This is a genomic window from Sorangium sp. So ce363, assembly GCF_051520435.1.
Lineage (GTDB): Bacteria > Myxococcota_A > Polyangia > Polyangiales > Polyangiaceae > Sorangium > Sorangium cellulosum_B.
Genome location: NZ_CP150333.1, coordinates 2746284 through 2767119 on the forward strand (window position 1 = coordinate 2746284; position 20836 = coordinate 2767119).

Annotated in this window: 16 protein-coding genes; 6 read left to right on the forward strand and 10 right to left on the reverse strand. The window is 72.7% G+C overall.

The genetic code is table 11. The annotated features are described in order from the left end of the window. Nucleotides 1-86: 86 nt before the first annotated feature. Together WMF12_RS10655 and WMF12_RS10660 are read right to left on the reverse strand one after the other, a co-directional pair. Complete coding sequence (locus WMF12_RS10655) at nucleotides 87-905, reverse strand: hypothetical protein (RefSeq protein WP_437870503.1); 819 nt, start codon at nucleotides 903-905, stop codon at nucleotides 87-89. Nucleotides 906-939: 34 nt separating this feature from the next. Further along, on the reverse strand, nucleotides 940-3276 hold the full coding sequence (locus WMF12_RS10660; RefSeq protein ID WP_437870504.1) for a serine/threonine-protein kinase: 2337 nt from the start codon (nucleotides 3274-3276) through the stop codon (nucleotides 940-942). A 125-nt stretch (nucleotides 3277-3401) separates the two neighbouring features. Between WMF12_RS10660 and WMF12_RS10665 the strand changes: the two genes are divergently transcribed. After that, nucleotides 3402-5228: a segregation/condensation protein A gene (locus WMF12_RS10665; protein WP_437870505.1), complete on the forward strand. Its 1827-nt coding sequence runs from the start codon at nucleotides 3402-3404 to the stop codon at nucleotides 5226-5228. After that, entirely contained in the window at nucleotides 5215-6945 is a 1731-nt protein-coding gene (scpB, locus tag WMF12_RS10670) for an SMC-Scp complex subunit ScpB (RefSeq protein ID WP_437870506.1), read from the forward strand. Before WMF12_RS10665 ends, scpB begins: the two co-directional genes overlap by 14 nt. A 42-nt stretch (nucleotides 6946-6987) precedes the next feature. Here the strand turns inward: scpB and WMF12_RS10675 are convergent, their stop codons facing one another. Beyond that, nucleotides 6988-7332, reverse strand: a complete 345-nt coding sequence (locus WMF12_RS10675; protein ID WP_437745478.1) for a helix-turn-helix domain-containing protein — start codon at nucleotides 7330-7332, stop codon at nucleotides 6988-6990. Between the two features lie 78 nt (nucleotides 7333-7410). On the opposite strand from WMF12_RS10675, the gene WMF12_RS10680 reads away from it, so the two are divergent. Together WMF12_RS10680 and WMF12_RS10685 are read left to right on the forward strand one after the other, a co-directional pair. Continuing rightward, entirely contained in the window at nucleotides 7411-9015 is a 1605-nt protein-coding gene (locus WMF12_RS10680) for a lamin tail domain-containing protein (RefSeq protein ID WP_437870507.1), read from the forward strand. A 199-nt stretch (nucleotides 9016-9214) separates the two neighbouring features. Then, nucleotides 9215-9844 (forward strand): helix-turn-helix domain-containing protein, encoded by a 630-nt coding sequence (locus WMF12_RS10685; RefSeq protein WP_437534721.1) that lies wholly within the window; start codon nucleotides 9215-9217, stop codon nucleotides 9842-9844. A gap of 241 nt (nucleotides 9845-10085) precedes the next feature. Here the strand turns inward: WMF12_RS10685 and WMF12_RS10690 are convergent, their stop codons facing one another. Beyond that, nucleotides 10086-11468, reverse strand: coding sequence for a TldD/PmbA family protein (locus WMF12_RS10690; protein WP_437745480.1), 1383 nt, complete (start codon nucleotides 11466-11468; stop codon nucleotides 10086-10088). 101 nt (nucleotides 11469-11569) lie between these two features. Beyond that, nucleotides 11570-12322, reverse strand: a complete 753-nt coding sequence (locus WMF12_RS10695; protein ID WP_437870508.1) for a hypothetical protein — start codon at nucleotides 12320-12322, stop codon at nucleotides 11570-11572. A gap of 165 nt (nucleotides 12323-12487) precedes the next feature. On the opposite strand from WMF12_RS10695, the gene larB reads away from it, so the two are divergent. Both larB and larC read left to right on the forward strand, forming a co-directional pair. Next, complete coding sequence (larB, locus tag WMF12_RS10700) at nucleotides 12488-13240, forward strand: nickel pincer cofactor biosynthesis protein LarB (protein ID WP_437745482.1); 753 nt, start codon at nucleotides 12488-12490, stop codon at nucleotides 13238-13240. Between the two features lie 67 nt (nucleotides 13241-13307). Further along, nucleotides 13308-14732, forward strand: coding sequence for a nickel pincer cofactor biosynthesis protein LarC (gene larC / locus WMF12_RS10705; protein WP_437870509.1), 1425 nt, complete (start codon nucleotides 13308-13310; stop codon nucleotides 14730-14732). A gap of 68 nt (nucleotides 14733-14800) precedes the next feature. Here larC and trxA read toward each other — a convergent pair whose 3' ends face one another. The 5 genes from trxA to WMF12_RS10730 form a co-directional block, all read right to left on the reverse strand. Beyond that, on the reverse strand, nucleotides 14801-15442 hold the full coding sequence (gene trxA / locus WMF12_RS10710) for a thioredoxin (RefSeq protein WP_437870510.1): 642 nt from the start codon (nucleotides 15440-15442) through the stop codon (nucleotides 14801-14803). 163 nt (nucleotides 15443-15605) lie between these two features. Continuing rightward, nucleotides 15606-16598: an ABC transporter permease gene (locus WMF12_RS10715; RefSeq protein ID WP_437870511.1), complete on the reverse strand. Its 993-nt coding sequence runs from the start codon at nucleotides 16596-16598 to the stop codon at nucleotides 15606-15608. Then, the gene (locus WMF12_RS10720) at nucleotides 16595-18124 is read right to left on the reverse strand and encodes an ABC transporter permease subunit (protein ID WP_437870512.1); all 1530 of its coding nucleotides are present in this window, start codon (nucleotides 18122-18124) and stop codon (nucleotides 16595-16597) included. The genes WMF12_RS10715 and WMF12_RS10720 overlap by 4 nt, the downstream gene beginning before the upstream one ends. A gap of 16 nt (nucleotides 18125-18140) precedes the next feature. After that, nucleotides 18141-19742, reverse strand: coding sequence for a trypsin-like peptidase domain-containing protein (locus tag WMF12_RS10725; RefSeq protein WP_437870513.1), 1602 nt, complete (start codon nucleotides 19740-19742; stop codon nucleotides 18141-18143). After that, nucleotides 19742-20836: a S1 family peptidase gene (locus tag WMF12_RS10730; RefSeq protein ID WP_437870514.1), complete on the reverse strand. Its 1095-nt coding sequence runs from the start codon at nucleotides 20834-20836 to the stop codon at nucleotides 19742-19744. Before WMF12_RS10730 ends, WMF12_RS10725 begins: the two co-directional genes overlap by 1 nt.

Sequence of the window (20836 nt, forward strand, 5' to 3'; positions counted from 1 at the left end):
ACCTGGCGATGTCGCGTCAACTGCCGCCCGCCGAGCGGAGCGCGGCGTCAGGGCGTGAGGCGCCGCAGGCGGCGCCTGGCGCGGCGTCAGAGCGCCAGGCGGTACGCGATCAGGACGCCGATGTTGAACATGTCGACGCGCTCGGAGAGCGAGGCGAGATCGCCGGTCGGGGAGACCTTGCGCTGCTCGGGGAGGAACCAGCTCGAGTAGCGGATGTGGCTCCCGACGCTCCAGTTGTCGGCGAAGGCCCAGTCGCCGCCGATCGCGAGCCCCGCGGCGACACCTTCGGTGCCGATCGTCGCCGCCCTGGGCCCGACATACGCCGTGTCCGAGTACGGGTTGCGATCGGCCTCGACCGACCACGAGTCGTTGACGACGACGCCGCCGACCGTCACGCCGGCCCACCACTCCGAGCTGCGGATGCGGAGGGCGTAGTAGCGAAACAGCCCGTCGAGCATGAAGTAGCTGCGCGCGTGATCGCGCTCGAGGCCGCGCGCGCCGCGCGCGGCGTCGGAGGTCAGCGTCGCCGCCCAGAAGATGCCTGCGCCGAAGCCGATGTCGCGCCAGCGGTAGAGGTTGTGGATGCCGAGGGAGACGCTCGTCTCGCCCTGCTCGCAGGCGCCCGGAGACAGCGAGACGGGGCAGACGTCGGCGCCCGGGAGCGTCATCACGCCGCTGCTCACCTCCACCATGGTGTAGGGGAAACCGCGCTCGCGCGCGGCGACGGCGCGGCGGGCGGCCCTGCTCTCGTCGGCCCGGCCGGGGGCGGAGATCAGGAGCGCGGCGAGCGCGGCGGCGCACGCGGCGCCGAGCGCGCGCGCGCTCGGCGATCGCGCGCTGCCACGCCCCGCCAGCGCTGCCCGGCCGCCCTGCCCGGCGCGGGCGTTGGCGGGCGCTTGCGACATCGGGTACCGGCCGGCTGGACTCACCTTCTCTGGATTATAACCAAGGACCTGTCGACGAGGGGAGCGGCGAGGTGGCGTCCGTGGGCAGCGGCGGCGGCGAGGGCGGGAGGACCGGCGCAGGTGCGGCGCTGGCCGGCGGCGAGGCGGCGCCTGTGCTGTCGGGCGAACCCGCGCCGCCCGGCGTCGGGGACGGGGCCGGCGCGCCCCGGGAGGCGGGCGCCGGCGGCTGGCCCTGGGGAGCGCCGCGGACCTCGGCCGGCGCGGGGCGGCGCGGCGCAGGCCTGCGGTCGGCGCCTGTGGCCTGCGGCCCCGCGCTCTGCGGGGCGACCTGAGGGGGCGGCGCCGGGGCGGCGCCCGGCGGGCCGCCGGAGAGCTCGGCGACGAGGTGCTGGGCGGTGGTGAGCGCTGGCTGCAGCTCGAGCGCGAGCTTCGCCAGCCGGATGGCGCCGGCCCTGTCGCCGGCATATTTCCGCCCGAGGGCGTCGGCGACGATGCGCTCGGACGACTCGCGGCGGAGCTCGGCGAGGCGCGCGTCTCCTGGCCACCGCGCGAGCGCCTGCGAGACGATCTCCTTGACGTTCTCGCGGGGCGGCGTGTCCCAGGCGTGCCTGCCCATGCAGTCGCGCGCGCGCTCGATGTGTGCTTCGAGGGTGTCGCGCGCGGCCGGCCCCCCGAAGGCGCCGAGGTGCCGCCCGCCGAGGAACACGACGAACCCCACCGCGCTGGCGCACGCGAGCAGGGCGGTCGCGCGCGCGATCATCGCCCGGCGGGGGAGCGGCCGCGCCGCGGACTCGACGCCTTGCATGGTCGACGGGACGGGCGCAGCGTCGCGCATGGGATCGATGCCGAGGCCGATCGCCGTGCGCGCGGGCTCGTCCGCCGCGCCGCCGTGGCGAGCGGCGCTCCACGATGCGCGCGCTCCGGCGTCGAGCCGCTCCACCGGTTCGGCGAACGCGCCGCCGAACCGCGCGCCGCTCGAAGGCCGCTCGGCCTGGGACGGCGCTGCGAGCGGCGTGGTCCAGGAGGGCGCCGAGCTCATCGAGCTGGACGAAGCGCGCTCGACGCCGCTGGAGGAGGAGCGCTCCTCCTCGCGGCGGTGCGACGCGGGGTCGCTCTCGCGGCGGTGCGACGCGGGGTCGCTGTAGCGCGCTGCCTCGCCCCCCGGGAGGCGGGGATCGAGGTCGCCGATGTGGGCGCTCTCGAGCGTCGGCGCGGCGATACCGCCGATCTGGGCGGCGAGCGCGGGGGAGAGATCGAGCGATTTGGTGCGCGACTTCGAGGCCAGCTTCATGACCGCGCTGGCGCGCAGGAGCCCGGGCTGGGCGGCGATCTCATCGGGGTCGAGGCCGCTCGCCCGGACGGCGAGGGCGAGGTCGCGGCCGAGGGCGCGCGCGTCGGGGGCCCGGTCCGACGGCTTCTTGGCGAGGTTCTGCATCACGATCCGCGCGATGGGCTCGGGCACGTAGCTGGAGCGCGCGATGCTGCGCAGGTCCGCCGGCGGGGCGTGCGTGTGCTGGACCAGGAGCGCGACGGGCGAGTCGCCCTCGAACGGGGCGCGCCCCGCGAGGCACTGGTACAGCATCGTCGCGATGGAGTAGACGTCCGCCGGCGGACCGACCCGCTGCCCTTCGGCGCCTTCGGGCGAGATGTACTTGGCGGTGCCGAAGATGAGCCCCGCCTGGGTGGTCATCGCTTTGTCGGCCCAGTCGAGGCGGGCGATGCCGAAGTCGAGCACCTTCACGTAATCCGGGTCCTCGCCGCGGCGGACGAGCATGATGTTCTCGGGCTTGAGATCCCGGTGGACGATCCCCTGCGCGTGCGCCTCGCCGACCGCGTCGCACACCTGGAGGGCGATGTGGAGCGCCCTCGGGAGCGGCAGCGCCTCGCTCTCGCCGCCTGCCCCTGCCGCGGCGAGCGCGGAGAGCAGCGAGATGCCGTCGAGGTGCTCCATGACGAGGTAGAGCTCCCCGCCGATCCGGGGGTCGGCCGTGGGGGGCACGCTCCCGGTCATGAGGACCTGGACGACGTTCGGGTGGACGAGCCGGCTCGAGATCTTGGCCTCGCGGTGGAAGCGGCTCACGAGCTCGGCGTTGCTGCTGAGCTCGCGGTGGAGGATCTTCACGGCCACGTCGCGCTCGATCCCGGCCTGGAAAGCGCGGTAGACGCGGCCCATCGAGCCGATGCCGATGAGGTGGCGGGTCTGGATCTGCCCCCCGAGCGTGATGCCCACGTACGGGTCGCGCTCCGCGGCGCCGAACGTGGGGCTCTTGCGCGAGCTCGCGAGCGGGGTGCCGTCGCGCGGGCAGTAGAGAACGCCCGCGTCGTAGCGCTCGCCGCACGAGGGGCAGCTCTTCGCGGGGGACGGCTCCATCGACGGCGCTGATCCTAGCACCGCTCCCGCCATAAATTCTCGGACGGAGCGGCGTTTCGGCGCGCCGCGGCGCCCGAGGACGCTCGGACGTGGACCGACCGGCGCCTTGCGACTACGGTCGCGGCGTGAGCGGCTCCAAGGCGGGTGCAGCACGGGCGCGCAGCGGGAAAGGGCGCGGCAACGCGGGCGCCACCCCTGCGCCCGCCGCGCGCCAGGCCGCCGCCTCGCTGGCCCGGGAGGCCGCCTCGCCGCCCCGGGAGGTCGCCTCGCCGGCGGCCGATGCAGGGCCGCGCGAGGGCGAGTACGTCGTCACGCTTCCCACGTTCGAGGGGCCGCTCGACCTGCTGCTGCACCTCATCCAGCAGCACGAGCTCGACATCCTCGATATCCCCGTGAGCTTCGTCACGGAAAAATACCTCGAGTACCTGAAGATCATGCGCTCGCTCTCGATCGACCTCGCGAGCGAGTACCTCGTGATGGCGGCGACGCTGACGCACATCAAGTCGAAGATGCTCCTGCCGAGCGTGCCTGCGGGGCAGGACGACGACGGGATGCCGGGTGAGGAGGAGGATCCGCGGGAGGAGCTCGTCCGGCGGCTCTTGGAGTACCAGAAATACAAGGTCGCCGCGGCCGACCTGGCCGAGCGCGGGACGCTCGGGCGCGACGTGTTCACGCGCGGCATGAGCGAGAGCGAGGTGCCGAAGGGCCCGGCTCCATTCGCGCAGACGGCCATCTTCAGCCTGCTGGACGCGTTCGAGCGCGTGCTGAAGCGGACGAACGTCCAGATTGATCATGAGGTCGTCTTCGATCGCATCAGCATCACGGATCGCATCGTCGAGCTCACGGAGAAGCTCTCCGCGCGGCGCGCCATGCGGTTCGAGGATCTGCTGCTCGACAGCGTCTCGAAGGGGGGAGTGATCCCTCGCTTCGAGGTCGTCATCACGTTCCTGGCCGTGCTCGAGATGTGCAAGCTGAGGCTCATCCGGGTCCATCAGACGGACTCGCTGGCGCCCATTCACATCCAGCTCGCGGTAGCCGATGGCGCGCCGGTGGCGGATGACGGATTCGAGGACGGCGCGCCGGTGGCGGAGCGGATCGAGACGGCGGGGAGCGAGGAGGCAGGAGTACCGCCTGCTGCCGCCGAGGGCGAGGTCGCGGAGGCCGTCGAGGTGGGGCGAAGCGAGCCGGCTGGGCCGGAGCTCGTCGAGCCGGCCGAGCAGGCGCGCGGAGAACTGTCGGAAGCGGAGCTCGCGGGGGCGCCGAGCGGCGCACCGGAGCGCCTGGAGCCGGTCGAGCTCCTGGAGCAGGTGGAGGACGTCAGCGTCGAGGCGGCAGAATCGGCGTCCGCGGAGGCGTCGAGCAGCGAACTGGCGTGGTCGGAGCCGATCGAGCCTGTGGAGCAGGTGGAGGACGTCAGCGTCGCGGAGGCAGAACCGGAGCCCGCGGAAGCAGCGGAGGCGTCGAGCAGCGAACTGGCGTGGTCGGAGCCGATCGAGCCTGTGGAGCAGGTGGAGGACGTCAGCGTCGCGGAGGCAGAACCGGAGCCCGCGGAAGCAGCGGAGGCGTCGAGCCGCGAACCGGCGTGGTCGGAGCTGGTCGAGCCCGTGGAAGAGAGGAGCGTCGAGGCGGGTGACGCGGACCTGGCGGAGCCCGTGGAGCCACCGACCGGCGAACCGACGGGCCCGGAGCTGGCCGAGCCAGCTGAGGAATCGAGCGGCGAAGCATCGGGGACGGAGCTTCCTGGGACGGCGGAGGAGACGAGCCGTACGCACGACGTCGCAGGGGGCGAGCCTTTGGTGGACGCGATGGAAGCCGATGCCGGTCCGGCTCCGGAAGAGGCGGAGCGCGATGCGGTTGTGGGCCCGAACGCGCACTCGACCGCAGAGGACTTCGCAGCGCCGCCGACAGAGGTGGATGAAGTAGACGCAGGGAGTGGCCGTGACGGTGGCTGATGCCGCGGCGAAGCGGCGGCGCATAGCGAAGACAACGACAGGACAGGGCGCCTCGGCGCGGCTGAGGGCAGCGGCGCACGCATGGCTCGGCGAAACGAAGAAGCCGAGAGGCGCGAAGAAGGAGCCGCGTGCACCGAAGACGGCAGGGCAGGGCACGTCGGCCAAGGCAGGCGCACAGGCCACGCCGGCGCGGCTGAGGGCGGCGGCGCACGCATGGCTCGGCGAAACGAAGAAGCCGAGGGGCGCGAAGAAGGAGCCGCGTGCACCGAAGACGGCAGGGCAGGGCACGCCGGCCAAGGCAGGCGCACAGACCACGCCGGCGCGGCTGAGGGCGGCGGCGCACGCATGGCTCGGCGGAACGAAGAAGCCGAGGGGCGCAAAGAAGGAGTCGCGTGCGCCGAAGACGGCAGGGCAGGGCACGCCGGCCAAGGCGAGCGCGCAGACCACGCCCGCGCGGCTGAGGGCAGCGGCGCACGCGTGGCTCGGCGGAACGAAGAAGCCGAGAGGCGCGAAGAAGGAGCCGCGCGCGCCGAAAGGGACACGGCAAGATCCGGTCGCTCGCTTCCGCGCTGGCGCATGGGACCAGCTCGGTCATCCGGCGCGCCGCGCCGACGTTCCTGTCCGGAGCGCAACCACGGCGCCCGGGCTCTCTGCCGTCGCGCGCAAGCACCTGAAGGGAGTGTTGGAAGCGCTCATCTTCGTGGCGGAGCGACCGGTGCCGGCCCGTGATCTCGCGCGTTCGGCGAACGCAGAGCACCGCGTCGTGCGAGAGTTGCTGGCCGAGCTCGTCGCGGAGTACGACGGACGAGGATTTCGTCTGGACGAGGTCGCCGGAGGGTACGTCTTTCGAACGAGCCCTGCATTTGCGCCCTTCGTTCGCGAGGTGACAGAGCAGAAGCCGGTCAAGATGTCTCGCGCCCAGACGGAGACGCTCGCGATCGTCGCGTACCGGCAACCGATCACGAGGCCCGAGATCGACGAGATCCGCGGTGTGGATTCCGGCGCGGCGCTCAAGTCGCTCCTGGAGCGTGACCTCGTGAGGATCCTGGGCAAGAAGGACGAGCCTGGGCGTCCGATGCTGTACGGCACGACGGCGCAGTTCCTCGAGTTCTTCGGCCTGAAGGCGCTCGGCGAGCTGCCCACCCTGCGCGAGTTCACCGAGCTGACCGAGGAGTCGCGCCGTGCCTATGAGCGTGAGCTCGGCGAAGAGCCGCCCGAGACGGGGGGGGTGACATCGGGACAGGAGAGCTTCGCCGGCGCGGAGGGATCGCTCCGGACGAGCGTCGCCAGTGCGGGCGAGAACCTATCGGAAGACGTCGGCGCGTCGTCTGCTGCGCCGCGGGAGGGAGAGGTCGCGATGGAAGCAAGGGAAGACGAAGTGTTTGACGAGATCTCTGTCGTGGGAGCGGACGCAGCGCTTGGTGAGCCTGCTGAAAAGGACGCTTTCCAGCACGCCAACGACGTCGCGGAGGAACGGCGCGACGAGGATGACGAAGACGCCGAGGACGAAGACGCCGAGGACGACGAGGACGGGGACGAGGACGACGAAGAAGAAGAAGACGGGGACGAGGACGAAGACGACGAGGACGAAGACGACGAGGACGAGGACGAAGACGACGAGGACGAGGACGAGGACGAGGAGGACGACGAGGACGACGAGGACGACGAGGACGACGAAGATGATGAGGACGAGGACGACGAAGAGGACGAGGACTGAACGTTCACCCTTGTCTGAACGTCCAGCGCGTCGCCCCGTCGCTCACGGCGGTGGAGCATCCGTCGGATCCGGATAGGCCTCGGCCAGCTTCGTTGCGGCGCTCCTCAGCTCGGGGTGGGCGAGGAGCTTGCGGAAGAGCCGCCAGAGCTCGGGATCGGCGAGCACCTGGAGCGGCGAGGTGGCGACCTGCCTCCTCTTCTTGCGGGGGATCGCCTCCGGACCTTTTCGTCGCAGCTCCTCCATCATTCCCACGAAGCGCTTCGTGGGAAAGAGATCTCCGTGCTCCCACGCGAGCACGGTCTCCTGCTCGATGCCCAGCGCTCCGGCGAGCTCGCGGGCCGTGCAGCCGAGCTCCTGCCGGAGCTTCTTGATGTCCTCGGGGGCCATGCGGGGCGAGGGTAGCGGCCTCGAAAAAAGAAAGCGACGTCGAGCAACCGGCAGCGAGCTCCCGCCGAACTCCGCGTCATGACCCATCGTTGCCCGATTCGCCCCTCGTGGACTCCCCGCGCGCTCCGCGCGCTACCGCTCGCGCTCACGCCGCTCGTGGCCTCACCCCTGTCCTGCGCGCCGGAGCTCGTCGTTCCCCCGCAACTCGATGAAGGCGGTGACGAAGAGGACGCCGAGGTCGCCGGCCCCGCAGATCCGGGCCCCGAGCTCCAGATCGAGCCCGCCGCGCCGCTGGACGCCGCGCCTCCGGTGCTGCGGGCGCGCGTGCTCCTCCCCGGCGCCGCTCTCGGGAGCGTCGACCCCGCCCGTGCGCTGGTCGTCCGCGGCAAGCTCAGCGCGGCGCACCTCCGGCAGATAGAGCGAGGCGAGCTGTCGACGGCGCTGTCGGAGCGCGTCGTCCCCTCGATCGCCTGGCTGAACGGGACTCCCCCTGGCGACCTCTCGCTGACCGTGGCGCCGCTCGCCCCGCTCGCCCCCGGGGAGACCTACGCCATCGCGAGTGGCAGCCCTGTGTTCTCGCACCACATCCAGATCGCCACGGAAGGCTCGCCGCCCGTGCTCTCACGGCTCTGGCCGCCGCCCGACGCCGGCGCGACCCTCGGCCTGGGGGTGTGGTGCGGTGACGCGCCCCTCCCGGAGGTGATCGCCGCGGCGACGCTCGCGCCTGGCGGACCGGCGGGCGAGCTGCGCCGCGGCGCCGTCGACGACATCGGCGCGCGCTGCCTGCGCTTCGAAGGGGAGCCAACCGCCACGGCGCCGCCCGAGGCCGACGGCGTGCGCCTCGTGGGGCCGCCCGTCGCGCTCCCAGGCGAGCCGACAGCAGTGAGCCTCGATCCGCGTCCGTTCATGCTGGAATCGAATCCGCTTCCCGCCATCGCGGTGGCGTGTGCGCCGGACGAGCTCGCGCTCGGGCCGGGCTGTGCTCGGGTCGCCGACGATCGAATCCTCGTTCGTTCGGCGGATGCTCCGCTGCTCTGGGCGATCGCGGGCGCGGGGTTCGACGAAGTCCTCGCGCTACCGCCGGGCGAGCCGTTCGTCCTCGCTCCACTGCCGCCCTTGAGCCCCGTGGAGCTCGCCATTGCGACCGTCGACAACGCCGGGGTCGTGGAGCGCCGGACGTTCTCGGCCATGACGCTCGCGCCCATGCCCCATGTGATCATCAACGAGGTGCTGGCGAACCCCGTCGGGCCAGAGCCAGGGCAGGAGTGGGTCGAGCTCTACAATGACGGTGACGTCCCGGCTGAGCTCACAGGGGTTGTACTCGCCGATGTGGGTGGTGAGACCGAATTGCCCCCTATTTCGTTCATGCCCGGCGCGTACGCTCTGGTCGTCAACGAGGACTACGTTTCTGATGATGAGCTCGACCCTCCGCCTCCTCCCGAGACGCTTCTTCTCCGCGTCCCCAAACTTGGCAGCCACGGGCTGTCGAACTCGGGAGAACCGCTCAAATTGAAGGATCGAGGAGGTGCTGTCTTGTCCAGGTCGCCCGCCGCGCCCGTGCCAAAGCCGGGAATGAGCCTGGCCCGCGTCGCTCCGCGCGCTCCAGACGGCTCGGCTGGCTCCTTCACGACCAGCTGGCCGACGCCCGGTCGCGTGAACATAATGAACCAGGAGATCCCCTGAAGGATGGGGAGTTTGCCTCCGCGCGGGGCGAACTCGCCATGGGGCTGAGAAAATTCGAGCAAAGCGGGTGACGGACCCGTCTATGAGAGCTAGGTTTCAATCGAGTAGACAGACGGGTGGGGGGGCCGCCACCTGAGGAGACGCTGCCGCGCTGTGAACGCGAGCTGTGCGGCAGGTGCCTTTCGCGTGGAGTTCGGCGATGGCTGGTGTTCGTGAAAAGCTGTTGACGGCATCGGACCTCGCAGCCTTGTGCGAGGTCGACTTGAAGACAATCCATAACTGGGTAGATCGGGGGAGGATTGCCCATTTCCGTACGCCGGGGAGACACTTGCGCTTCAAGGCTGCGGACGTGGCCGAGTTCCTCCGTGCATGGGGCTATTCGGTGCCCAGGGAGCTCGCCAAGGCGACCTCCAAGTCGATGATGGCCATCGGCACCAAGGATACGATGGCCCACGTGGCGCGAGCCCTCGGGGAAGGCGTGCCCATTCGGCACGCGAGCCACCCGTATGACGCGCTGATCTTCGCGGGGGCGGACCCCGCGGACGTGTACATCGTCGACGTGCGGGCGGTGTCCAGCGACGTGGACGTCCCCTCCCTCTTCGAGGCGCTCCACCGAGCGAACTCGCAGGGGACCTTCGTCGCCTTGTCGGATGAGCCGATCAGCCTGCCGTCGTTCGTCGGCCGGATCGGCCGGAGCGACGCGCAGCAGCTGAAGGGCTTCCTCGTGCCCGAAGCGGCCGCGCAGACGGCGACGCCCCTCCAGGCGGCGAGCGGTCCGGCGTCGGAAGAGCCGCCGCGGAGCCTCGCCGCAGGCGGGTCCTCGCGCTGAGCCAGGGCCCCGGCCGTCCTACGCCCAGCAGAAGAGGCTGGGCTGGGACGGCCGGTCGCGCCCGAGGAGGCTCCGCCAGGAGCCGCAGCACTGCAGAGCGAGCCGCTGAGGTCAGAACCCCCTCCTGCAGCACAACCCGGGGCCGGTTGATGGGTCGCTCGCAACCCCGCTGTCGAGTCCGCTTCGGAGTCTCCTGGAGGAAGACGTGCCCGAGGAGCATGGCTCCTCGGACGGAGGCGCTTCAGCTTCCAGCGATGGTCATGGAGGAGACCCGGAACGTCGGTGAGCACGTCGACGTCCGGAGATCCAGATCGTCCCCGACGGCGTCAATCCGCTGCAAGAGCTCGTCCAGGTTCAGCGAGATGGTTACCTCGCTCACCGGATAGGCGAGCTCTCCATTCTCGATCCAGAAGCCGGACGCACCCCGGGAAAAGTCGCCGGTCACGGCGTTGAAGCCGAAGCCCATCATCTCGGTGACGTACAGCCCGCGCGGCGTGGAACGCACGATCTCCGCCGCCGGCGTGGAGGTGGGCTGGAGGAGGAAGTTCGACGTGGACGGCCCGACGCCGCCGCCGGCGCCGCGCGAGGCGCTGGCGGTCGGCGGGCGCTTGAGCTTCCGGCCGCTGTAGCTGTCGCAGAGGTAGGTCTTCAGGATGCCTTGCTCGACAACGACGTTGCGCCGGGCGAGGAGGCCCTCGCCGTCGAACGGGCGCGAGCCGGGCGCGCGCGGGATCAGCGGGTCGTCGACGACCGTGATGAGATCGCTGGCGATGCGTGTCCCCTCGCGGCCGACGAGGTAGCTCGACTTGCGCCAGATCGAGCTGCCCATGATGCAGGAGCCGAGCAACCCGAGCATCGACCGGGCGACGTCCGGGTCGAAGACGACGGGCGCCTCGCAGGTCGCCACCTTGCGGGCGCCGAGCTTGCGCAGCGTCCGGCGCGCCGCCTCGCGGCCCACGGCGTCCGGGGCGTCCAGGTCGGCGAGGTGGCGCCGGCCGGTGAAGTAGAAGCCGCGGCGCTTCTTGTCGCCGCTGTCGTCGGCGATCGGGGAGACCACGAGCTGCGCGTACGAGCCGGCGAAGCCGCCGCGGAAGCCGCCGGACAGGACGAGGGCGAAGGCGCCCGCGCTCCGCGAGAACGTCGCGCCCTCGCTGTTCGTGATCCGCGGGTCGGCGTCGCGCGCGGCCTGCTCGCCTCGGCGCGCGATGTCGATCGCCTGCGCGGCCGTGACCTCGCCGCCCGAGGGATCGTAGAGATCGAGCGCGGGGAACGGCCCCTTGGCGATGAGCTCCGGATCGGCGGGGCCGGCGAACGCGTCCTCCTGGGAGATGTCGGCGAGCTCGAGCGCGTCCGCCACGAAGCGATCGATGCCGCGGGGCGTGAGGTCGGACGTCGAGGTCAGCGCGACGCGCTGCTTCTTGATGATCCGCATGCCGAGGCCCTTGTGGACGGCCTCCTCGACGAGCTCGGGCTCGCCGAGGCGCACCTTGGTGGTGAGCTCGGAGCCGGAGCGGGCGATCGCCTCCGCGACGTCGGCGCCGCCCTTCCTGGCGCGCGTCACCACCTGCTCGGCGAGCTCCATGAGTTCCTCGACCTGCTGCTCCACGCGGGCTCGTTCGGACATGGGGCGACAGGGTGGTGGAGCGGGCTGGCTCCGTCAACGCGGTGGCGCGGTCGCCTCCCCGCGCGCACCAGGGGCGTCATCAGCCCCGCACGAGGGGCGTCTCAGCCCGGCCGGTTGGAGCGCCCGCCGCTGCCGACGCCGAGCCGCCGCTGAGGGCGTGTCGAGGCGGGCCGGGGCGGAACGACCTCGGCCGCTGGCTCACTCGGGACGACGCGGGGGCGCGCGCCGGGGGAGGGCTCGGCCTTCGGCGCGCCGCCCGCGGGCTCGCGCCGGAGCAGGGCGCTCACGGTGACCGCGAAGCCGGCGGCCAGCATGGTGTACATCCAGAGGAGCGCATAACCGAGCGGACCGCCGGCGACCGGGTGGACGCCGAAGTCGCCCTCGACCTGCCGGTAGGTGCCGTCGAGCGCGAGCCGCCGGGACAGGGCCAGGACGGCGACCAGGGCGATCGACAGCGGCGCGCCGGCGAGGACGGCGAGCGCGCGGACCGCGCGCTGCGCGGTCCACCTGCCGCCAGCGCTCCCGGCGAAGCGATTCGCGGCCGCGAACCCGGCGGGCACCGAGGCGGCATTGACGAGGACGAGCACGAGGTCGACGGCGGACGGGATGCGGCGCGTGTCGACGAGGTACGCGAAGCTCCAGTCAGGGGCGAACACGAGGAAGTACGCGCAGACCGGCGCGAAGACGAGGCAGGCGAACAGGGAGACGAGCGCGAGCGGCCGAGCGCGCGCGCCCGGCGCAAGCCGAGGCTCCGACGCGCGCAGCGCGCCCAGGCGGTGAGGGGCTGCAGCGCTGAACCAGGCGAGCAGCGCACCGAGAGCAAAGCCGACGAGGGGAGCGACGAAGGCGGGCACGCGGCGCCGAAAGTAGTCCTGTCGCCCCCTCCTGAGCAAAGTGCCTGGACCTTTTCCTGACCAGGACGGCTCGAGCGGCCCACACCAGGGCTCTTCCGGGCGCGGTTGGGCAGGCTGGGCGGAACGTTTGCTCTGGGAACGCCGCCGCGCTAAGCGGCTGCGCACATGGAGCCGCGCCTCGTCCGGGAGATGCTTGAGCGCGTTCGGAGCGGCGAGCTTGCCGTCGAGGAGGCGCTCGATGCCCTCCGAGGGCTGCCTTTCCGGGACCTGGGCGTCGCGACCGTCGATCACCACCGCGCGCTCAGGCAGGGCGTCCCCGAGGTGATCTTCGGCGAAGGGAAGACACCCGAGCAGATCGCCCTGATCGCCGGGGAGATCTCGGGGGCGGGGCAGAACGTGCTCGTGACCCGGGTCGACGCCGCGAAGGGCGCGGCGGTCTCGGCCCTCTTGCCCGCGTTCCGTTATGTGCCCCTCGCGCGGACCGGCAGCATCGAGGTCGCGCCGCCGCCGAAGCGCGCCGCCGGGGCGGTCGCCGTCGTGACCGCGGGCACGAGCGATCTGCCGGTCGCCGAGGAGGCCATCGAGACGCTGCGCGCCGTGGGCCTCGAGGCGAAGCGGCTGTACGACGTGGGGGTCGCGGGGCTGCACCGCTTCCTCCATCGCGTCGAGGAGCTGCGCAAGGCGTCGGCCGTGATCGTGGTCGCGGGCATGGAAGGCGCGCTGCCCAGCGTGGTCGGCGGGCTCGTGGCGGCGCCGGTGATCGCGGTGCCGACGTCGGTCGGCTACGGCACTGCCCTGGGCGGCTTCACCGCGCTCTTCGCCATGCTCACGTCGTGCGCCTCCGGAGTCGCCGTGGTCAACATCGATAGCGGCTTCGGCGCGGCGATGGTGGTGCATCGCATGTTGCCGAAGGAGTAGCTCGGAACGAGCGCGACCGCGGGAGCGCCGCGCCGCGAAGGCGCCCGGGGAACGGAGAAGGCGAGAGATGGGACACGGGCACGATCACGACCACGCGCACGGAGACGAGCACCACCACGGGCACGCGCACGGGGGCCATCACGATCACGGGCACGCGCACGAGGGCCATCACGATCACGGGCACGCGCACGAGGGCCATCACGATCACGGGCACGCGCACGAGGGCCATCACGATCACGGGCACGCGCACGGGGACCATCACGATCACGGGCACGCGCACGACCATCCGCGCGCGCCGCTCCTCGAGGAGGGCGCGGGCACGGGCAAGGTCCTGTTCTTCGACGCCTTCAGCGGGATCGCGGGCGACATGACCATCGCCGCGCTGCTCGATCTCGGGGTGCCCCTCCTCGTCATCGAGCGCGCCGTCGCCGCGCTGCCGCTCGATGGGTTCCACCTGCACCGCGGGCACGCCCATCGGAGCGGCATCGTGGCGACCTCGTTCGACGTGCACGTCGAGGCGCCGCAGCCGGAGCGCACCTACGGATCCATCGACGCCATGCTCGCCGCCGCGCCGCTCGATCCGCCCGTCGCCGCGCTGGCGCGCCGGATCTTCCGGCGCCTCGGCGAGGCGGAGGCCGCCGTGCACCGGATCCGCCTGGAAGACGTGCACTTCCACGAGGTTGGCGCCGTCGACGCGATCGTCGACATCGTGGGCTCCGCCGCCGCGATCGTGCACATCGGGGCGGAGGTCGTCGGATCGCCGCTGCCCATGGGGCGCGGGTTCGTGAAGGCGCGGCACGGGATCCTCCCGCTGCCGCCGCCCGCGGCGGTCGCGTGCCTCCGCGGCGTCCCGACCTACGGCGTCGAGCTCGACGCCGAGCTGGTCACGCCCACGGGCGCGGCCATCATCGCCACGCTGGCGACCCGGTTCGAGCGCTGGCCGACGTTCGCCCCCGATCGGATCGGCTTCGGCGCGGGTCAGCGCGAGCTGCCGGACCGCCCCAACCTGCTGCGGGTCGTGCTCGGGACGCGCACGGGTGGAGACGAGAGCCTCGGCAGCGCGTCGCACGTGATCGTCGAGGCGAACGTCGACGATCTGACGGGCGAGGTGGCAGGGCACGCGATCGAGGCGCTGTTCGCGGCGGGCGCGCTCGACGCCTGGGCGGCGCCGATCACCATGAAGAAAGGGCGCCCCGCCCTGACGATCGCGGCGCTCGCGGCCGCCCCCCAGGCCGACGCCGTCGCGACGGCGCTGCTCCGCGAGACGACCAGCATCGGGCTACGGAAGATCCCTGTCGCGCGCACCGAGCGGCCGCGGCGGATCACCACGGTGCAGACGGCGTACGGAGCCATCCGGGTGAAGATCAGCGAGGGGCCGTTCGGGCCGCCGCAGATCAAGCCGGAGTTCGACGATTGCGCCGCGGCGGCGAGGACGCACGGCGTGCCGGTGCGCGAGGTCGTCTCGGCGGCGCTGTCGGCCGCCAAGGGGTGACGCCGCGCAGGGTGCTGCCGCGCGGCGCCGAGCTCGCCGAGCGGCGCAGCGTCACCCTGCGGCAGCGGTCAGTCGGGGCGCTGGATCGGGAGCGCCTCGGCCTCCCACGAGAGAAAGCCGCCCTCGAGGAACGCGACGGGCACGCCCTCCTCGGCGAGCTTCGCGGCGACGTCCTTCGACTTGTCGCCGGAGCGGCAATAGAGGACGGGCGCGCCGGCCAGCATGTGGAGCTCGGCGAGCCGGCCCTCGATCTCCTCGATCGGGATGTGCACCGCGCCCGGGATGTGGGCGCGGCCGTAGGCGGGGCTCTCGCGCGTGTCCACGGGGACCACCTGGCCCTCCCGGATCAGCTGCGCCAGCTCGGCCGCCCGGATGGCGCCCTCGGCGCGCGGGAGGAACGGATCGAGCAGCTCGCGGAGCTGCTTTCGGTTGAGGACGCCCTGCTCGGCGGCCACCGGGCGGCCTCGATGAAAGACCATGAACGTCGGGACAGCCTGGATGCGCAGCGTGGTGGCGATGCGCTTCGACCGGTCGATGTCGACCTTGACCACCTTGGCCTTGCCTTCGAGCTCGCGCGCGATGGCGTCGACCTCCGGCGCGACCGTCTTGCACGGTCCGCACCAGGTGGCGGTGAAATCGATGAGCACGGGCAACTCGCTGCGGAGCACCTCGCGCTCGAACTCCTGCTCGTTGATCTCGGGAACGGCCATGGCGGGCGAATTCATAGCGGGCCTTTCCTGCGAGATCGAGCGGCGCGAGGGCTCCGCCGCCGAGATCGCGGAGATGAACGCGATTTCAGCGCAATTTCGGCGCGCGAGAGCGCTGCACGGCCGGCGGCTGTCCGCGGACGTGCGGCCCCCGCGTCGCGCCCCGTCAGCGCGGGACGCGCGCGCGCACGGTGCGTGTATCGATGGAGTCGCGCAGGGCGTCGGCGATGAGGTAAGAGCCGCCGACCGTCGCCAGGAGCAGCACGAAAGGGGAGACGAGCAGCCGGATCTCGCTCGGGTGCCGCGCCGCCTGGCCCAGCGTCTCCCCCCACGAGGCCACGCGCGCGGGCGCGCCCATCCCGAGGAACGAGATCGCCGCCTCGAGCAGGACGACGGACGCCACGCCGAGCACCGAGCTCACGATCACGGGGCCGAGCGCGTTCGGGAGGATGTGGCGGTAGAAGACGCGCAGCCGGGTGCTGCCGAGCGCGTGCGCGGCCGCCACGTACTCCTCGCTCGACGCGCGCAGCACCTCGGCGCGCACGAGGCGCGCGATCTCCGCCCAGCGGACGAAGGCGACCGCGAGCACCAGCGACAGCGCGGAGGGCTCGCGCTCGATCGCCCGCACGATGGCCACGACGAGGATCGCCGGGAAGGTGTCGACCGTCTCGACGAGGCGGACGAGGCCGTCGTTCCAGAAGCCGCGCAGCGTGCCCGCGAGCCCGCCGAGCACGACGCCGAGGAACATGCCCACGAGCACCGCGCTGAGCGACAGGCCGAGCGCCGTGCGCGCGCCGTAGATCAGCCGCGCGGCGAGATCGCGGCTCTCGAAGTCCGTGCCGAGCGGGTGGTCGAGGGACGGCGACGCGTTCGGGCCGGCGTCGGTGCGCTGCTCCGGGCCGTAACGGATGGGCGGCCAGATCGCGAAGCCCTCGAAGCGCACCCTGAGCTCGGCCTCGGTGAGCGACTCGAGCGCGGCGCCCTCGGTGACCGCGGGCAGGATCTCCGCGCGGCCCGGCCTGAAGCAGGCGATGGGCGCGGGGGCGGCGAGGAGCTCGGCGAAGATGGCGAGCAGGGCGAGGACGCCGAGCAGCACGGCGCCGATGGCGACGCGCTTGCTGCCCACCATCCGGCGGAGGAACGCGGTCGCGTGGGTCACGCCTCGCTCCTCCGCGAGAGCACCGCCGGGCCGAGCCGCGGATCGACGAGCACATAGGCGAGATCGGTCGCGATCACGCCGAGCGCGGCGATGGCCGCGGCGCCGATCGAGATGGCCATGAGCCAGCTCACGTCGCGCGCCTGCACGGCGAGGAGCGTGAGCTCGCCGAGCCCGTGGAGCTCGAAGACGCGCTCGACGACGAAGGCGCCGCCGAGCGCCATCGGCGGCTCGAGCATGGCGAGCGTCACGACCGGGAGCACGGCGTTGCGGAGCCCGTGGACGGCGATGGCGCGCGCGGCGCCGGCGCCGCGCGCCCGCGCGGCCCGGACGAAGTCCTGCGTCAGGACCGCGACGAGCGCGGCGCGCTGCTGCCGCGTCGGCGCGGCGACGAGCGAGAGCGCGATGATGCACGTCGGCAGGAGCAGGGACCGCGCGCCGCCCGAGAGGAGCGCGGCGGCCACGGCCACGACGGCGGTCGGGAGGACGGCGGCGGTGAGCACGGCGGCCGCGATCGCGGAGTCGCTCCGCCGGCCCTGCGAGGCCGCGCTGAGCGCGCCGAGCGGGATCGCCACGGCGTAGGCCAGCGCGATCGCCCCGAAGACGAGCGCGAGGGTGACGGGCGCGCGCCGCGCGAGCTCGTCGAGCACCGGCTCTCCGGTCGCCGCGACGCCGAGCCGGTGGGTGACCGCGCCGAGCGCCCACTTGCCGTAGCGGGTCTCGAGCACGGTCGCCGCGAGCTGCGCCGGGCCGGTGAACACCTCGAAGTCGCTGCGGTACACGTTCCAGAACGACCTCCACCGCGTGACGCACGCGCGGGCCTCCGCGAGGTCGTCGCCCGGGGCGATCCGGTCGTCGATCTCCGCGATGTGGGCCGCGACGTCGACGAGGGCGCGCGCCTGCTCGAGCGTCGCGGCGTCGCGCGGCGGCTGCAGCGCGGCGATCACCGCCTGCAGGGCGAACGTGTCGAGCTCCAGCAGCTCGGCGGCGCGCGACGCGGAGCCGTAGCGGACCAGGCGCCGCACGGCGCTCCGGACCGACGCGCTCCGGAACTCGATGCCGCGGTCGTCCCAGAAGCGCGTCCAGAACGCGACCGCGTGCGCCGGGTCCGCGGCGTCGTCGGCCCGCGGCAGGCCCATCCGCGCCGCGACGGGCGCGAGCGCGAGCGCGACGCGGGTGCGCGGCTCGGGCGCGAGCGCGTCGAGCGGCAGGATGTGCGGCAGCGCGGCGCCGCCGAGGCGACGCAGCTCGTCGGCGGCGGCCGCCGCGTCGTCGCCGCCGGCCGCGATGGCCTGCGCCGCCGCGAGGGCGCGCAGGCGCACGTCGCGCGGCTCCAGGTTGATGAAGCGCGGCAGGTCGAGGAAGCGCTCCCGGCGGAGCCGAGCGAGCTCCGCGCTGGAGAGCGAGCTGGCGAGGAGCGGGTCGTCCGTTGGATCCGGGACGAAGGAGAGCACGAAGAAGGTCAGCAGCGAGACGCCGACGAGGGTCGGCAGCGTCCAGAGGAGCCTGCGGAGCGCGTGGCGGAGCATCTCTCTCGGCCGGGAGTCAGCGCAGGATGGCGTCGAGCAGGTCGATGCGCATCCCGAACTTGTAGGGGGAGGCCTTTACCACCTCCATCTTCTGGCCAGAGATCGTCTCGTCGTTGCCCTCGAGGTACCCGCCGGCGTTGATGCCGATGACCCTGCCCTGGCCGTTGAAGATGGGGCTCCCGCTCATGCCGCTCGTGCTGCGGGCGTCGTGCTGGATCAGCCAGGCCTCCGCCGCGGGCGCGGGCCGGCCGTTCGCGCCCGTGATCCGGCCGATGTTGGCGGCGAGGAACGTGGCGACGGGGTTCGCGGTGTCCGTGAGCCGCTCCGGGAAGCCGATCAGGTACACGTCGTCGCCGGCGCCGGCCGCGGCGAGCTCTTCCCGGGTCGCGAGCTCGAGCACGGCGGCCGCGCGCCCCGCGATCGTCACGGTGCCGATGTCCGGGGTGAGCTGATCCGCGCTGTCGCGGTACTGCGGATGCGTCCGCATGCCGGTCACGGCGAAGCTTATCTGGCCCCGGCCCTCGTTCTCGAGCGCCGCGATCGCGCCGCCGCGGCGCTTGGCCGCGGTGATGCAGTGGGCGTTCGTCACGAGGACGGAGGGCCGCACCGCGAACGCCGTGCAGAACCCCTCGCGCCCGGCGGCGAGCATGAAGATCCCCTTCCTGGAGCGGTCGTGGAGGTTGCGCCCGAAGTTGGCGTTCGAGGGGTGGAGCGTCCCGAGGCGGCGCTCGATCTCCTTGCGCCGGGGGTCCTCCGGCGAGAGGCCCGCGAGCTCCTCCCGCAGCTGGCTGATCTCGTCGTGGGAGGAGCGGTTGTAGACGATGAGCGCGGCGAGGCTGGCGAGCGCGATCACGAGGAGCGCGGCGAGGATGTAGGTCGTGCGGCGCTGGCCTGCCGTCGCGGCGTGCACCTCCTTGTGGAGCATGGCGTTGATCTCGACGGTGCCTCGGGGCTTCGCGCGCCCCGTGGCGGCCGCGACGGCGGAGGAGATCATCATGGCGATCGTCCGCTCGCCGACCCGCCGAGCTCCGGCCGGCGGCGCGGCCGGGACGTGTCCGGGGGGGGCGGCAGCGGGCGCCGGGTACGCGGCGGGCGCCGGGTACGCGGCGGGCGCTGGGTACGCGGCGGGCGCTGGGTACGCGGCGGGCGCGGGGTACGCGGCGGGCGCGGGGTACGCGGCGGGCGCGGAGTAGCCCGCAGTAGGCACGGGGTACGCGGCGGGCGCGGGATGGCCCGTCGCTGGCGCAGGGTAAGCCGCGGCAGGAGAGGGGTGATGCGCCACAGCGTGCGCCTGCGGTGGACCCGACGTGCGGCGCTCGACGAGCTCCAGCCGCACCCGCGGGCCCTTGGCGCCGAACGTGATCTCGTCGCCCGACGCGATCGGGTGCCGCTTGATCCGCTGCCCGCCCGCGTAGGTCCCGTTGCGGCTGTCGAGGTCGTAGAGCACCCAGCCCGCCGCCTCGAGGCGCGCCTCGGCGTGGTGGCTGCTCGCGTCGCGATCGTGGTTCGGGTCGAAGACGACGTCGTTGTCCGGCGCTCGACCGAAGCGCACCGCGCGCCGGTCATGGATCTCCACAGAACCGGCGTTGCGCCCGAAGGTATGTACGACGCGTAACATCACGGCGCCGGGACCCCCTGCAGCAGATCGATCCGCATCCCGATGCGGAACGGCGAGCTCTGCGTCACCGTCGCCTTCCGGCCGTCGATCGTGACGTTGTCCTCGTCGTCGATGTGCGCCGCGTGGACGCCGATGACGTGCCCGTACTGGTTGAAGATGGGGCTCCCGCTGTTGCCCCCGCGCGTGACGGCGTCGTGCTGGATCAGGACGGCTCGGTCCGGCGTCGTCGCCTCCTCGTCGATGCCGGTCACGCGCCCGATGCGGCCCTCCAGGAACGTCGCCGAGGGGCTCAGCGGGTCCATCAAGCGACCAGGGAAGCCGATGACATAGGCGTCGTCGCCCGGCCCGATGGCCCGCAGCTCGGCGTCGTTCGCGAGCTTCACCGTGCGCGTCGCCTTGCCGGCGATCCGGAGCAGGGCGACGTCCGGCGAGCCGGCGCCCGCCTGCCCTGGCTTGTACGCCGGGTGGGCCGACATCGCGACGATGGGGAAGCGGATCTTCCCCATCGAGTCGTTCTGCGTGACGATCGAGGTGCCGCCGCGGGCGCGGCAGTCGCGGACGCAGTGAGCGTTCGTCGCGAGCAGATCGGGCGCGATGGCGAACGCCGAGCAGCAACCGCCGATGCGGTTGTCCACCTTGTAGCCCATCACGTAGAGCGCCAGCCTGTTCTGCTCGAAGATGGCGCGCCCCGAGAGCACCTGCTCCGGGATCGCGCCCGACGGGCGCGCCGCGGGCGCGATCCCGAGGCCGACCTCGCGCGCCAGCGCGTCGGCCGCCTGGCGCGACCGGTACGTGACCACGAAGGCCACGGCCACGGCGACGAGCGCCGCGGCGACGCCTAGCCCGAGGATCAGGTTGTGGCGCGACACCTTGCGCCTCGCCTCGTCCGCCTTGGCGCGCACGAGCGCGAGCGCCTTCTCCTCGCGCCGCATCGCCTGCACGACGGCATCCTTGACGATGCGCTGCGCGGTCTCGACGTCGACGCGGCCGTCCGCGTCCGGGCGCCCGGGGGGCCACTCTTCCTGCGGGGCGGCCGGAGTCTGCCGGCCACGCTTGTCGTTGCTGCGCAGCATCGCGGTGGGGGGCGCGCGCAC

Bases quoted from the DNA above. Each gene is read 5' to 3' on its own strand.
- WMF12_RS10685 (WP_437534721.1), top strand. From the start codon at position 9,215: ATGGCTGGTGTTCGTGAAAAGCTGTTGACGGCATCGGACCTCGCAGCC.
- WMF12_RS10675 (WP_437745478.1), bottom strand. From the start codon at position 7,332: ATGGCCCCCGAGGACATCAAGAAGCTCCGGCAGGAGCTCGGCTGCACG.
- WMF12_RS10660 (WP_437870504.1), bottom strand. From the start codon at position 3,276: ATGGAGCCGTCCCCCGCGAAGAGCTGCCCCTCGTGCGGCGAGCGCTAC.
- larC (WP_437870509.1), top strand. From the start codon at position 13,308: ATGGGACACGGGCACGATCACGACCACGCGCACGGAGACGAGCACCAC.
- WMF12_RS10655 (WP_437870503.1), bottom strand. From the start codon at position 905: ATGTCGCAAGCGCCCGCCAACGCCCGCGCCGGGCAGGGCGGCCGGGCA.
- larB (WP_437745482.1), top strand. From the start codon at position 12,488: ATGGAGCCGCGCCTCGTCCGGGAGATGCTTGAGCGCGTTCGGAGCGGC.
- WMF12_RS10690 (WP_437745480.1), bottom strand. From the start codon at position 11,468: ATGTCCGAACGAGCCCGCGTGGAGCAGCAGGTCGAGGAACTCATGGAG.
- trxA (WP_437870510.1), bottom strand. From the start codon at position 15,442: ATGGCCGTTCCCGAGATCAACGAGCAGGAGTTCGAGCGCGAGGTGCTC.
- WMF12_RS10680 (WP_437870507.1), top strand. From the start codon at position 7,411: ATGACCCATCGTTGCCCGATTCGCCCCTCGTGGACTCCCCGCGCGCTC.
- WMF12_RS10725 (WP_437870513.1), bottom strand. From the start codon at position 19,742: ATGTTACGCGTCGTACATACCTTCGGGCGCAACGCCGGTTCTGTGGAG.
- WMF12_RS10720 (WP_437870512.1), bottom strand. From the start codon at position 18,124: ATGCTCCGCCACGCGCTCCGCAGGCTCCTCTGGACGCTGCCGACCCTC.